Origin of the sequence: Flavobacterium undicola, assembly GCF_009909155.2 — a bacterium.
GTDB lineage: Bacteria > Bacteroidota > Bacteroidia > Flavobacteriales > Flavobacteriaceae > Flavobacterium > Flavobacterium undicola.
Genome location: NZ_JAAAPM020000017.1, coordinates 34,414 through 47,875, shown reverse-complemented (window position 1 = coordinate 47,875; position 13,462 = coordinate 34,414). Strand labels below are relative to the sequence as shown.

General features: G+C 32.4%; 13 protein-coding genes. 10 read left to right on the top strand and 3 right to left on the bottom strand.

The window, feature by feature from the left end; translation table 11 throughout:
• Nucleotides 1-96: 96 nt before the first annotated feature.
• Both serC and GTZ96_RS11135 read right to left on the bottom strand, forming a co-directional pair.
• Nucleotides 97-1,167, bottom strand: coding sequence for a 3-phosphoserine/phosphohydroxythreonine transaminase (gene serC / locus GTZ96_RS11140; protein ID WP_161644016.1), 1,071 nt, complete (start codon nucleotides 1,165-1,167; stop codon nucleotides 97-99).
• Nucleotides 1,168-1,260: 93 nt separating this feature from the next.
• The gene (locus tag GTZ96_RS11135; RefSeq protein WP_161644015.1) at nucleotides 1,261-2,319 is read right to left on the bottom strand and encodes an acyl-CoA reductase; all 1,059 of its coding nucleotides are present in this window, start codon (nucleotides 2,317-2,319) and stop codon (nucleotides 1,261-1,263) included.
• Nucleotides 2,320-2,455: 136 nt separating this feature from the next.
• Between GTZ96_RS11135 and GTZ96_RS11130 the strand changes: the two genes are divergently transcribed.
• Complete coding sequence (locus GTZ96_RS11130; protein WP_161644014.1) at nucleotides 2,456-2,806, top strand: 4Fe-4S dicluster domain-containing protein; 351 nt, start codon at nucleotides 2,456-2,458, stop codon at nucleotides 2,804-2,806.
• A 38-nt stretch (nucleotides 2,807-2,844) separates the two neighbouring features.
• On the opposite strand, the gene GTZ96_RS11125 is transcribed toward GTZ96_RS11130, so the two are convergent.
• Entirely contained in the window at nucleotides 2,845-3,588 is a 744-nt protein-coding gene (locus GTZ96_RS11125; protein WP_161644013.1) for a class I SAM-dependent DNA methyltransferase, read from the bottom strand.
• 314 nt (nucleotides 3,589-3,902) lie between these two features.
• Here GTZ96_RS11125 and ychF point away from each other — a divergent pair, with 314 nt between their 5' ends.
• The 9 genes from ychF to GTZ96_RS11080 all read left to right on the top strand — a co-directional run bounded on the left by ychF (nucleotide 3,903) and on the right by GTZ96_RS11080 (nucleotide 13,458).
• Complete coding sequence (ychF, locus tag GTZ96_RS11120; RefSeq protein WP_161644012.1) at nucleotides 3,903-4,997, top strand: redox-regulated ATPase YchF; 1,095 nt, start codon at nucleotides 3,903-3,905, stop codon at nucleotides 4,995-4,997.
• Nucleotides 4,998-5,187: 190 nt separating this feature from the next.
• On the top strand, nucleotides 5,188-6,126 hold the full coding sequence (locus tag GTZ96_RS11115; protein ID WP_161644011.1) for a YihY/virulence factor BrkB family protein: 939 nt from the start codon (nucleotides 5,188-5,190) through the stop codon (nucleotides 6,124-6,126).
• A gap of 300 nt (nucleotides 6,127-6,426) precedes the next feature.
• Complete coding sequence (locus tag GTZ96_RS11110; protein WP_161644010.1) at nucleotides 6,427-7,569, top strand: FIST signal transduction protein; 1,143 nt, start codon at nucleotides 6,427-6,429, stop codon at nucleotides 7,567-7,569.
• A gap of 3 nt (nucleotides 7,570-7,572) precedes the next feature.
• Nucleotides 7,573-9,087, top strand: a complete 1,515-nt coding sequence (locus tag GTZ96_RS11105) for a response regulator (protein ID WP_161644009.1) — start codon at nucleotides 7,573-7,575, stop codon at nucleotides 9,085-9,087.
• Nucleotides 9,088-9,157: 70 nt separating this feature from the next.
• Nucleotides 9,158-9,679, top strand: coding sequence for an NADPH-dependent FMN reductase (locus GTZ96_RS11100; protein ID WP_161644008.1), 522 nt, complete (start codon nucleotides 9,158-9,160; stop codon nucleotides 9,677-9,679).
• A 41-nt stretch (nucleotides 9,680-9,720) separates the two neighbouring features.
• A complete protein-coding gene (locus GTZ96_RS11095) occupies nucleotides 9,721-10,764 on the top strand; it encodes an MBL fold metallo-hydrolase (protein WP_161644007.1) in 1,044 nt (347 codons plus the stop codon).
• A 113-nt stretch (nucleotides 10,765-10,877) separates the two neighbouring features.
• Nucleotides 10,878-12,740 (top strand): DNA topoisomerase IV subunit B, encoded by a 1,863-nt coding sequence (locus GTZ96_RS11090; RefSeq protein ID WP_161644006.1) that lies wholly within the window; start codon nucleotides 10,878-10,880, stop codon nucleotides 12,738-12,740.
• A gap of 5 nt (nucleotides 12,741-12,745) precedes the next feature.
• Entirely contained in the window at nucleotides 12,746-13,156 is a 411-nt protein-coding gene (locus tag GTZ96_RS11085; protein WP_161644005.1) for a nucleotidyltransferase substrate binding protein, read from the top strand.
• A complete protein-coding gene (locus tag GTZ96_RS11080; RefSeq protein WP_161644004.1) occupies nucleotides 13,156-13,458 on the top strand; it encodes a nucleotidyltransferase family protein in 303 nt (100 codons plus the stop codon). Before GTZ96_RS11085 ends, GTZ96_RS11080 begins: the two co-directional genes overlap by 1 nt.
• Nucleotides 13,459-13,462: the final 4 nt, after the last annotated feature.

The following is a 13,462-nucleotide window of genomic DNA, read 5'->3' as shown; positions in this document are numbered from 1 at the left end:
TTTTTTATTTAAAGATTGGAATTCTTTTTTGATTGAAATAAAGAACGATTAAAAGTTTTTGACCTTTAATCGTTCAGTTTATTTATATGTTTAGTTTTAAACGTTTTTTTCTAAAGCTTGCATAGTATCTACTAATACTTGTACGCTTTCAATTGGCATAGAATTGTAGATAGATGCTCTGTAACCACCTACTGAACGGTGACCTGGCAATCCAGAAATTCCAGCTTCTTTCCACATTTTGTCAAATGTTTCAGTGTGTTCAGGATTAGTTAATAAGAAAGTAATATTCATGTTAGAACGATCTTCCTTAACAGCAGCTCCTTTAAATAATGGGTTTCTGTCGATTTCGTTATAAAGCAATTCTGCTTTAGCGTTGTTTAATTTTTCAATAGCTGCAATTCCACCTTTTTCCTTGATCCATCTTAATGTCAATAGAGATGCGTAAACTGGGAAAACAGGAGGAGTGTTAAACATACTATCTGCTTTAATGTGTTTAGCATAGTCTAACATACTTGGGATAGCACGACCGTTTTTACCTAGAATTTCTTCTTTGATAACTACCAAAGTTGTTCCTGCAGGTCCCATATTTTTTTGAGCTCCAGCATAGATAATGTCAAACTGAGAAAAATCTAATTCTCTGGAAAAAATATCTGAACTCATATCGCAAACTAACGGTACATTAGTTTTAGGGAATGATTTCATTTGAGTACCAAAAATGGTATTGTTAGAAGTACAGTGAAAATAATCTGCGTCAGCAGGAATTTCATACCCTTTAGGAACATAAGTATAATTGTCTTCTTTAGAAGAAGCAACAATAACAGTTTCTCCAAAAAATTTAGCTTCTTTGATAGCTGCAGTAGCCCAAGTTCCTGAATCTAAATAAGCCGCTTTTCCATTTTCTTTCATCAAGTTGTAAGGAACCATCAAGAATTCAAGACTAGCTCCACCTCCAAGAAAAAGAGCTTGGTATCCTTTTCCTTCTAATCCAAGTAACTCAAGAGCTAAATCTCTAGCTTCGTCCATAACAGCAACAAAGTCTTTACTTCTATGCGAAATTTCTAAAATTGATAATCCTGAATTATTGAAGTTCAAAATAGCTTCTGCTGATTTTTCAAAAACTTCTTGTGGTAAGATAGATGGTCCTGCGCTGTAGTTGTGTTTTTTCATGGTGTAGTTTAAGTCCAAAAAATTAAAATGCAAATTTCGGTAATAGGACTCGAATAAGCATTAAATTATTCGTAATAATTATTAAAAATTATTCTATGTTATTAACAAAAACGATATAGTATCGATATTATCGGCATAATCCCATAATTTAGGCTGTTGTGTATGTCCGAATGCGACGCTGTTTTTTACTAAATTATTGCTTACAATACATTGAATATTGTCGGCTTCTGAATCTAGTTTTTTTTCTAAATCAGAAAGATTTTCATAATATTCATAAAAGACACTCGAAATAGGAGAGGCATGGCTGACATCTTCTTTTATAGTTAAAAAACCATTGTCTAGTAATTTGAAATTGCTCATCAAGAAAACCGCTTTGTTGTAATCGTAATTGTTAGCGTATTTTTCGTAGTGAATTATATCCTGATATTCGAATATAGCTTCGAAAAAAGTATCAAAACGATATCCTTTTGGAACAAAAAGTTTGGAAACATTACGACAACCTAATCCGAAATATCTAAAAATATCTTCACCTAAAGCAACTAATTGTTCTTTAGTTTCTTCGCCATTCAAGATCGCAATAGAGTTTCGGCTTTTGCGAATAATAGAGGGTTTGTCTTTAAAGTAATATTCAAAATAACGAGCGGTGTTGTTGCTTCCCGTGGCAATTACAGCGTCAAAATTTTCTAGTTTGCCTTCGGTAAAAGTGATGTTATTGGCTAATTCGGGTGCAATATGAATCAAATATTTGGCTAAAAAAGGCAATAAATGCTGGTCATTTGAAGATGTTTTTACTAAAACATCATGTCCTGAGATTAAAACCGATAGAAAATCATGAAAACCAACTAAGGGAATGTTTCCTGCTAGTATTAATGCAATTTTTTTGGGTTTTACATTTGTAAAGTCATAGGCGTCTAACCAAGTATCCAGGTTCTCTTTACTCAAGGCATTTGCCCAGGATTGAAGAGCATAGTATACTTGCTCAGGAGTGTACCAGCCATTATGAGATTGAGATAAGTGAATTAAATCAACAAAAGAATCAAAAAAAATAGCATTGCCTAAAACGTCTTTTTTGGGACTGTTTTCGGCTTCAGAAAATTGACTCAGGAATTTTCCTAATTCGATAAACGCATTTTTTTTAGTTTCTAATGTCATAATGTTTGTTTATGAAATGTTTTGATTGTAATTTTGCACAAAAGTAAGATTTAATAAGGCGAAAGTCAAAAGTCTTATGTCAAATGTTTTTTGGCTATAAGATTTTTACTTGCAAAAAAAATAAACACAGAATAAAATGGCAATTATCATAACAGACGAATGTATCAACTGTGGTGCATGTGAACCAGAATGTCCAAATACAGCAATTTATGAAGGTGCTGACGATTGGAGATATAAAGATGGTACAAAATTAAATGGAAAAGTAATACTTCCTGACGGAACTGAAGTAGATGCAGATGATGCTCAAACTCCTATTTCGGATGAAATATATTATATCGTTCCAGGAAAATGTACAGAGTGTAAAGGATTCCATGATGAACCTCAATGTGCTGCTGTATGTCCTGTTGATTGTTGTATCCCGGATGATAATCATGTTGAGGATGAAGAAACTTTATTGAACAGACAAGCTTTCTTACACAATGAATAGTTATTAGATAAATTAAAAAAAAATCCTGAGTGAACAACTCAGGATTTTTTTTTGGCTACAATTACAAAAGTATCGTAAGCATAGGTTTTTCGGTCAATGATTTCGACAATTTCAAAATGATTGAGATAGAGGAATAATTGCATTTCGTTTAAAGTAAAAACGCGTACAGTAGAGTAGTCGTTTGCAATTGCTTTACTATCGTCTATTTCATCGCTGTAATATTTAGCAGTCCATTCGAGTAAAAAATTGTCGTGCTGACTTACTTCCCAGCTACTTTTTCGACTATAATTGATGCCTTTGTGTTGGGCTGTGTGAACAATTGGGCTGTTTTCTTTAATGTAAGGTATGAATCTGTTGGCATCTATGAAATCAAAAATAATGACACCATCTGTATTGAGATTGTTGTGCAGGCAGTTAAAAGTGTCGTTGATATCGTTGTTTGAAATGAGGTAACTTGTCGAGCGACTGGTGATAATTATAGCATCTACTTTTTCTTCGAGGTTAAAATCACGCATGTCACCTTGAATAAAGTTGCAATCTGGATTTCTCTTTTGGGAAATGCCAATCATGCTTTTGCTGTAATCAAGCCCCGTATAGTTTTGTTTGTTTTTAATAAAATGTTTGGCGAGATTTCCTGTTCCGCTGCCTATTTCTAAAATGCTTTTAGGATTGCTTTTTTGAAGCAGCTTGTTGTAAAAAGTGTATTCTTTGTTGTAGTCTATAAAGCTTTGGTACATGGCGTCATATATTTCGGCCATTTCATCTGGATAAAGACTAGTCATAAAATTTACAATTTAGTACTGTTATTCGCTTTTTTGTTTCCAAAAAACAGAATGCAATTTCTGTTAAAGAATCAACTGCAATATAAGGTTTTTTGCTGAAAGCTTTTGTTTTAGTGTGTTTAAAATAAGTTAATTTTCAAGGGGTTGAGATGGGAATAAATTTGACGAAAAAGAAATTGGATGCGTCGTTTATAGTGGGCTAGTATTAATTTTACAATTATGCTATCTATAGATTTTTATATATTATATTTGCAACTTTTAAAATCAAAATTAAAACGCATAGCAATAAAACGCTAGCTGTAAACAATACGATCATGAAAGCAGGAATTGTAGGATTACCAAATGTAGGGAAATCAACTTTATTTAATTGTTTGTCTAATGCTAAGGCGCAAAGTGCAAACTTTCCGTTTTGTACTATCGAACCTAATATTGGTGTGGTAAATGTACCTGATCCACGTATCAACAAATTAGAAGAATTAGTAAAGCCAGAACGCGTTCAAATGGCAACTGTTGATATTGTTGATATTGCAGGTTTAGTAAAAGGAGCAAGTAAAGGAGAAGGTCTTGGAAATCAATTCTTAGGAAACATTAGAGAGTGTAATGCGATTATTCATGTGTTGCGTTGTTTTGATAATGATAATATTGTTCACGTTGATGGAAATGTGAATCCAATTCGTGATAAAGAAACGATTGATATCGAATTACAGTTGAAAGATTTAGAAACTGTTGAAAAACGTTTGGAAAAAGTAAATCGTGCGGCTAAAACAGGAAATAAAGAAGCGCAAACTGAAAAAGCACTTTTAGATAGAATTAGAGAGGTTTTATTGCAAGCAAAATCGGCTAGAACGGTTACGCCTCAAAATAATGATGAGGAAATTTTATTCGAAACTTTTCAATTAATTACTGCAAAACCAGTATTGTATGTTTGTAATGTAGATGAAAATTCAGCAGTAAACGGAAATAAATACGTAGACCAAGTTCGTGAATTAGTAAAAGACGAAGATGCTGAAGTTATTATCCTTTCAGTGGGAGCAGAAGCTGATATTACTGAATTAGAAAGTTATGAAGAGCGTCAAGTTTTTCTTGAAGATATGGGATTGACTGAGCCAGGAGCTTCTGTATTAATTCGTGCTGCTTATAAATTGTTGAAACAACAAACCTATTTCACGGCTGGTGTTAAAGAAGTTCGTGCCTGGACTATCAATATTGGATCTACTGCGCCACAGGCTGCGGGAGTTATTCATACTGATTTTGAAAAAGGATTCATCCGTGCCGAAGTAATTTCGTATGAGGATTATGTTCAATACGGTTCAGAAGCGAAAGCAAAAGAAGCAGGGAAATTTAAAGTAGAAGGAAAAGAATATATCGTTAAAGATGGTGATGTGATGCATTTCCGTTTTAATGTGTAGTTTTTGGAATAAAGAAAATAGAATAAAGAAAATAGAGAAAACTGTTCAAGCAATTGAGCAGTTTTTTTTATGGAAAAATGCGTAGGACAGAAATAATACCGCATGGTTATAATGTAAATTTTAAAATAAATATTGAAAATTTTTATATTCTGAAATGCTTAAATTTGAAAGGATTGTAAAAATTGAAAAAATGAAACCCAAAGAATTTTTATCGAAAACAGGATTTCTTTTAAAAGAAAGTGGTTTTGCTTTCTTAGATGATAATGCCATCAAATTAAGTGCTGCATTGTCCTATTATACCATTTTTGCACTTCCTCCATTGTTGATTATCATTATTACAATTTGTGGTTTTTTCTTTGGAGAAGAAGCGGTTACGGGTAAATTATACGGACAAATTAATGATTTGATAGGTAATGATGCTGCAATCCAAATCCAAGATGCTATTAAGAATGTGGCTCTTGCTGATAGTAATGTCTTTGTGAGTATTTTTGGTGTAGTGATGTTGTTTATTGGAGCTTCTGGTGTTTTTGCTGAAATTCAAAGTTCTATTAATTATATATGGGGAATTAGTGCAAAACCTAAACGAGGATTGAAGAAATTTATCCAGAACAGGTTGATGTCTTTCTCTATGATTGCTTCCGTAGGATTTTTAATGTTGGTTAGTTTAATGGTTAATACAGTATTGGATTTATTGAGTGAACGGATTATGAATTACTTTCCTGATAGCACTTTTTACTTTTTTTACGTAGTTAATGTTATCATAGTTTTTGCTATAATTACCTTGTTGTTTACCATTATTTTCAGAACACTTCCTGACGGAATTATCAAAAGGAGAGATGCTTTAATAGGAGCATCTTTTACTTCGTTGTTTTTTATAATAGGTAAGTTTATCATAGGGTTTTATTTAGGAAGTTCATCAGTCGCTACGGTGTATGGAGCTGCGGGTTCAGTAATAATAATTTTGGTTTGGGTGTATTATTCGGCAATAATTCTGTATTTTGGTGCTGAATTCACAAAAGTATATGCTAAGAATTTTGGTGTTGATATTCAACCCAATAGGTATTCGGTACGGATAAAAAAAGAAATCATAGAAATTGATCCAATTTTAAATAGAAATAAAAAAAAATAATCGCTTTTAGCGGAAACCCTAATAATGGCTACTTATTTTTCCATATAGAAGAGCTTTTGCAAAACGTTCTCGAGACTACCAAATAGACCTTTCCTTGTTAACCAATATAAAGCAACTTTTTAATTACCTAGATTTGATGCTAATTTTAATGTAGCAAAGGAGTGATGTGGGAATCTGAGAAAGTTTAAAATAATTTATCATATCGTAAACAGCTGTTGTTAAACTGATTTTGTAGGTTTTTTTTGTTTTTGTGGAAATATTTTCGTTGCTTTATGTGTCCAAATCCCAAATATTTTAGCCATGAAACTTCAACAAATCATTATTAATGATAAGAAGGAAGGTAAAGTTCTTTTTTCTTCCGATGGTTTTGATTCAAATAAAGCAAATCTGGTGCTGGCTTTTGGTGAAAGAGTTTTATTAGATGATATATTACCATACAAAAAAATAAAAGAGTTATATCCAGAAGCGGATATTGTCATTTGTTCTACTTCAGGACAAATTTCGAATACCAGTTTAGTTGAAAACAGTATTGTAGCCACGGCAATAAATTTTGAAAAAACAGCTATAAAGGTTTCTGAAATTGATATTCTGAATAATTTTAATATTGAGGAATTAGGAGAGATGATTAAGAAAGATCTTTTTAAGGAAGACCTCAAATCAATATTAATTCTTTCAGAAGGCAGTTTTGTTAATGGGACGGAACTCATAAACGAACTCATAAAACAAACCAAAGGGAAAATTCCAATTTTTGGAGGACTGGCAGGTGATGAATATAAATTCGAAAAAACCATTGTTGGCTTAAACAGTGATGCTTCTCAGGGAAAGGTTGTTGCTGTTGGTTTTTATGGCGATGCGATTCATTTTGGTTTTGGTTCTGAAGGAGGTTGGAGCGATTTTGGTCCGGAAAGGGAAGTTACGCTTTCAGAAAAGAATGTATTGTATAAAATAGGAGATCGGTTTGCATTGGACTTGTATAAAGAATATCTTGGAAAATATGCCGAAGAATTGCCGAGTTCATCATTATATTTTCCGCTTTCTATGAAAGAAAATATAAAAGCGACTCCCGTTGTAAGAACCATTTTATCAATAGATGAAGGTAAAAAATCAATGACTTTTGCAGGTAATATTCCTCAGGGTTCTTTTGTTAGATTAATGAAAGGAAATTTGGATAAACTTATAGATGCTTCTTACAACGCTGCTTTACAGACATTTTCGGAGCAATCAACAAAGCCTAAATTAGCCTTGTTGGTGAGTTGTGTAGGCCGAAAAATTGTTCTGGGTAATAGAATTGAAGAAGAACTTGAAGTGGTAAAAGAAGTTTTTGGGGAAGACACATTAGTTTGTGGTTTTTACTCTTATGGTGAAATTTCTCCAACACTAAAAAAAGTAGCCTGTGAGTTACATAACCAAACGATGACCATTGCAACTATTTACGAAGAATGATAAATGGACAAAGAAAATATACATAGACAACTTAATAGGCAAATAAAAAAACATTTTTCGGATGACTTCATTGCTAATAATGAGGCTCTTCAAAATTTTATTGAAGTTGTCAATCTTTCGTATTTGAATTTTGAAAAAGATGCAGAGTTGTTTGAACAATCTTCCCGTTTGAATGATTTGGAATATTATAAAATAAATCAAAAATTAAAATCAGAATTAGGGAAAAAAGAAAATATACAGAATAACTTAATTCAAGCTATAAAGCAATTAAATAATAATGAAATAAAATTTCAAAACGGGGATGATTCAAATAATTTGTTGCAAATCTTGCGTAATGAAATAGAATATAAAAGAGATTTTCAAAATGAATTGTATTCGGCCAAAATGAATGCTGAAAAAGCCAATGAAGCCAAGTCGGATTTTCTCTCCATTATGAGTCATGAAATTAGGACTCCGTTAAATGCAATCATTGGTTTGATTTACATTATGGAGAAAGAAAATACATTAAATAGTTTCCAGGAAAATCTGGGGGTTTTAAAGTATTCGGCACAAAATTTATACATGCTCATAAATGATATTTTAGATTTTAATAAAATAGAAGCCGGGAAAATTGATCTTGAAAAAATTCCGTTTGATTTTAAAGAATTGGTTACACATATAGCAAAATCCTTAGAAATAAAAGCATCAGAAAATTTAAATAAGATTGAGGTAATTATTGATGACAATTTTACTCCCAATATAATTAGCGACCCTTTAAGGATTGGTCAAATCATTACAAATTTAGTTTCGAATGCCATAAAATTCACTAAAAATGGATTGATTCAAATTAAAGTTGACCAGATTAAACAAAAGGATACTATTTCTGTTTTCAAAGTTCAAATTATCGATAGCGGAATTGGAATTGATGTAGAGAAGTTTAAATCTATTTTTCAAAAATTTGAACAGGCAGAAGTGAAAACAACCAGGCAATTTGGAGGAACAGGTTTAGGGTTAGCGATAACAAAAAAACTACTCCATTTGTTGAATTCAGATATCGAATTGCAAAGTGAAATAGATGTTGGATCTAATTTTAGTTTTGTTCTGGAATTACCTTTTTTTTCTACAAATTTGGAATTAAAGAAAAGTATTGTGCATCATGATTATAAAGAAGAAAGTCTGGACGGATTGAGAATTCTTCTGGTGGAAGATAATTTAATTAATATCAAAATTGCAGAAAAAATATTAAAGCAATGGAGTGTAGATGTTGATACTGCAGAGAACGGACTTATTGCAGTTGAAAAATATAAGTCAAATGAATACGATTTGATTTTAATGGATTTGTCAATGCCAGTAATGGATGGTTATGAAGCAACAGCGATCATAAGGAGTACCAATTCGTTAATCCCAATTATTGCATTGACTGCTTCATCTTCTTATAGTTATCTTGAAAAGGGATTAAAAATTGGTTTGAATGAGTATATTATAAAACCATTTAATCCAAAAGAATTAAATATGAAATTAAGAAAATACTATAAATAATTTCTTTTGAAACCTTCTTTTTGTGCAATAGATATCTAAATTTTGTTACTTTTAATCAAAATAAATATCTATGAAAATTATAGCCTTTGGAGCCAGTCCAAGTAAAAATTCCATCAATAAAAAATTAGCTACTTATGCTGCTTCACTTTTCGAAAATACCGAAGTAGAAGTATTGGATTTGAATGATTATCAAATGCCTTTGTTTAGTGTGGATATCGAAGTAGAAATAGGCCAACATGAATTAGCGAAAGCTTTTTTAGCTAAAATCGCTAGTGCTGATTTTTTAGTGGTTTCGCTTGCCGAAAACAATAGTAATTACTCCGCAGCTTTCAAGAATTTATTCGACTGGTGTTCCAGGATTACTGTAAAAGTTTTTCAGCAAAAACCGATGCTACTTATGGCTACTTCGCCAGGAGGAAGAGGTGGGTCAAATGTTCTTGAAATTGCCAAAAATGCTTTTCCACGTTATGGAGCCGATATAAAAGCGACATTTTCATTGCCTAGTTTTGATGCTAATTTTGACGTAGTAAACGGAAAGATTTCTAATGAAGAATTTGATAATCAGTTGAAGGGGATTGTTAAAGGGATTTAATCTTTTTTTGATAGAATAATTTAGGATTAAAATAAAGGAATATGCGAAAACAATTTGGAGCAAGGCCTTCAAAATTAGATTTAGAAAAGTATTCTAAATCGACTTATTGGAATGGTAAAATTTTTGAAAATTTAGAAGAAACCACCATGGAATTTTCTTTGTCAAATTTGCCTAAATTTTTGCATAAACAATTTTGTAAAAAGACAGACAGAGAACCTTTGAAATCATTGCCGATTTTGCCTTTCGATAAAGAAAAATTCGAATCAGGAAATCATTTGATGAAGAGTATTTGGTATGGGCATTCGGAAATTTTAATGCGACTGAATCATGCAACTATTCTAATTGATCCCATGTTTGGTTCAGATGCGGCGCCTATTGCTCCTTTCAAAGTAAAACGTTTCAGTGAGGGAACTTTAGATTTGATTGATGAATTTCCTGAAATTGATTTGGTTTTAATTTCCCACGACCATTATGATCACTTGGATTATGATAGTATTTTGAAACTTAAAAACAAAACAAAACAATTTTATGTGGCTTTAGGTGTGAAAAGACATTTGGTTTCCTGGGGAATTGATTCAGAAAAAATAACTGAGTTTAATTGGTGGGAAGAATCTGTTTTTGAAAACATCAAAATTACGTTTACGCCTACACGTCATTTTTCGGGAAGGGGATTGACAGATAGAGCCAAATCGCTTTGGGGAGGATGGGCTTTTAAAACTGAAGAAGAAAATATTTGGTTTAGTGGCGATAGTGGTTATGGTAATCATTTTAAAACTATTGGAACTCAACTAGGACCATTTGATTTTGCTTTTATGGAATGTGGGCAATACAATGAAAATTGGTACCAAATTCATATGTATCCGGAAGAAAGTGTTCAAGCGGCAATTGATGCCGGAGTGCAAAATATGATGCCGGTTCATTGGGTAGGATTTGCATTGGCTCAACATTCCTGGAAAGAACCTGTGGAACGATTTGTTGAAAAAGCAGCAAGTGAAAAGCTGAATTTTATTGTTCCTGAAATGGGGGAATTGTTTAATACTAAAAGTAGCAATAATACTGAATTCTGGTACAGAAATGTTCTGTAGAATTTAATATAAGGTCTTGAATTTTGTCGAAAATATTCTTGATAACTTTGATAAATATCATTTTAAAAATCTTCCGAAATACACTATATTAGCACAAAATCCACAAAATTTAAATGTCAGATCAAAGTAAATATACCGAAGATAATATTCGGTCACTCGACTGGAAAGAGCATATCCGTATGCGTCCCGGAATGTACATTGGGAAATTAGGAGACGGTTCTTCGCCAGATGATGGTATCTATATTTTATTAAAAGAAGTACTCGATAACTGTATCGACGAATTTGTGATGGGTGCCGGTAAGACTATTGAAGTATCCATAAAAGACAAAACAGTTGCCGTAAGGGATTATGGACGTGGAATTCCGCTTGGGAAAGTAGTTGATGTTGTTTCTAAAATGAATACTGGTGGAAAGTATGATTCCTTAGCATTTAAGAAATCTGTTGGGTTAAATGGTGTGGGTACCAAGGCAGTGAATGCGTTGTCTAATTATTTCCGTGTAGAATCGGTGAGAGAAGACAAACAAAAAGCGGCTGAGTTCTCTGCTGGTAATTTGGTTATTGAAGAAGATGTTGTCGACACGACCAAACGCAAAGGAACGAAGGTTACCTTTATCCCTGATGAAGCCATTTTTAAAAACTATAAATTCCGTAATGAATATGTAGTGAAAATGCTCAAAAATTATTGTTACCTGAATACAGGATTAACGATAATTTATAATGGCGAAAAATACTTTTCAGATAATGGATTGAAAGATTTATTAGATGAGAATATTGCTATCGAAGATATGGTTTATCCAATCATTCACCTCAAAGGAGATGATATTGAAATAGCTTTGACTCACAGTAAGTCGCAATATAGCGAAGAATACCATTCTTTTGTAAACGGACAAAATACCACTCAGGGAGGAACACATTTAGTGGCTTTTCGTGAGGCAATTGTAAAAACCATTCGTGAGTTTTATAATAAAGGTTTTGAACCTTCTGATATTCGAAAATCCATTGTCAGTGCGATAAGTGTTAAGGTAATGGAACCTGTTTTTGAATCACAAACCAAAACCAAATTAGGTTCTACTGATATGGGTTCAGATCCCGGAATGCCATCAGTGCGTACCTTTGTAAATGATTTTATCAAAAATAATTTAGATAATTATTTGCATAAAAATCCTGAAACTGCCGATTTGCTTTTGCGCAAAATTTTGCAAGCCGAAAGAGAGCGTAAAGAACTTTCGGGTATTCGAAAATTAGCCAAAGACAGAGCAAAAAAAGCGAGTTTACACAATAAAAAATTACGTGATTGTCGTGTGCATTTACCGGATATTAAGAATCCAAGATATTTAGAAAGTACGCTTTTTATTACCGAGGGAGATTCGGCTTCCGGATCGATTACTAAATCGCGTGATGTAAATACACAAGCCGTATTTAGTTTGCGTGGGAAGCCTTTGAATTCGTACGGAATGAGCAAAAAAATTGTTTATGAAAACGAAGAATTCAACTTATTACAAGCGGCTTTGGATATCGAGGACGATATGGAAAACCTGCGTTACAACAACATTGTAATTGCAACCGATGCCGATGTTGACGGAATGCACATTCGATTGTTGTTGATTACTTTTTTCCTGCAATTTTTTCCGGAGTTAATCAAAGAAGGGCATTTGTATATTTTGCAAACGCCACTTTTTAGAGTTCGAAATAAAAAAGAAACCATTTATTGTTATTCTGAAGAAGAACGAAAATCGGCTATTGAAAAATTAAAACCCAAACCAGAAATCACCCGATTCAAGGGATTGGGAGAGATTTCGCCAAATGAGTTTCAGTTTTTTATTGGTGAAGATATTCGATTGGATCCTGTTATGATGGACAAAAATACTTCGGTAGAACAGTTGTTGTCATTCTATATGGGTAAAAATACTCCAGACCGACAAGAGTTTATCATCAAGAATTTGAAGGTGGATTTGGATACAATTGAAGAAGCTTAGAATTTATGGAAAATCAAGATATTCGTTGGAAACAGAGGTTTGAACATTTTGTAAATGCATTTAAGCAATTAAAAAATGCTAAGCAACTTAAAGAAGAAAGAGGCTTTACTGAATTAGAACTACAAGGGGTAATTCAAGCCTTTGAGGTTTCTCAAGAATTGTCTTGGAAAGTAATGAAAGATTTTCTGGAAGAACAAGGAAAAACAGACTTGTATGGTAGTAAAAATGCCGTGAAAGAAGCTTTTAATGTTGGACTTATTTCTAAAGGAGATATTTGGTTAGATATGATTAAAAGTAGAAATCTTACTTCTCATATTTATGATGAGAAAGAGGTTTTGGCTATTTTAGAAATCATTTTGAATGATTATTTTCCTGTTTTCATCGATTTTGAAAATAAAATGAAAAGCCTTTTATAATGTTTGGAATTTATCCTAAAAGCTATCAGGAAATTTTGATGATTTTTGAAGATTGTCTTTCAATTGATGAGGTAGTTATCTATGGTTCCAGAGCCAAGGGAAATTATAGGGAAGGTTCAGACATTGACATTACATTAAAAGGAGATGTAACCAAAGATGATTTGAACGAATTATGGCATAAATTAGATGATAGTTTTATTCCTTATAAATTTGACATATCGATTTATAAGGATTTAAAATCCGAAAGTTTAATAGAACATATTCAAAGAGTTGGTAAAACTTTTTATAAAAGAAAAAACTGAAATA

Coding starts and splice junctions, on each gene's coding strand:
- GTZ96_RS11135 (WP_161644015.1), bottom strand. CDS start 2,319: ATGACATTAGAAACTAAAAAAAATGCGTTTATCGAATTAGGAAAATTC.
- GTZ96_RS11085 (WP_161644005.1), top strand. CDS start 12,746: ATGGAAAATCAAGATATTCGTTGGAAACAGAGGTTTGAACATTTTGTA.
- serC (WP_161644016.1), bottom strand. CDS start 1,167: ATGAAAAAACACAACTACAGCGCAGGACCATCTATCTTACCACAAGAA.
- GTZ96_RS11105 (WP_161644009.1), top strand. CDS start 7,573: ATGGACAAAGAAAATATACATAGACAACTTAATAGGCAAATAAAAAAA.
- GTZ96_RS11080 (WP_161644004.1), top strand. CDS start 13,156: ATGTTTGGAATTTATCCTAAAAGCTATCAGGAAATTTTGATGATTTTT.
- ychF (WP_161644012.1), top strand. CDS start 3,903: ATGAAAGCAGGAATTGTAGGATTACCAAATGTAGGGAAATCAACTTTA.
- GTZ96_RS11095 (WP_161644007.1), top strand. CDS start 9,721: ATGCGAAAACAATTTGGAGCAAGGCCTTCAAAATTAGATTTAGAAAAG.
- GTZ96_RS11100 (WP_161644008.1), top strand. CDS start 9,158: ATGAAAATTATAGCCTTTGGAGCCAGTCCAAGTAAAAATTCCATCAAT.
- GTZ96_RS11090 (WP_161644006.1), top strand. CDS start 10,878: ATGTCAGATCAAAGTAAATATACCGAAGATAATATTCGGTCACTCGAC.
- GTZ96_RS11130 (WP_161644014.1), top strand. CDS start 2,456: ATGGCAATTATCATAACAGACGAATGTATCAACTGTGGTGCATGTGAA.
- GTZ96_RS11115 (WP_161644011.1), top strand. CDS start 5,188: ATGAAACCCAAAGAATTTTTATCGAAAACAGGATTTCTTTTAAAAGAA.
- GTZ96_RS11110 (WP_161644010.1), top strand. CDS start 6,427: ATGAAACTTCAACAAATCATTATTAATGATAAGAAGGAAGGTAAAGTT.
- GTZ96_RS11125 (WP_161644013.1), bottom strand. CDS start 3,588: ATGACTAGTCTTTATCCAGATGAAATGGCCGAAATATATGACGCCATG.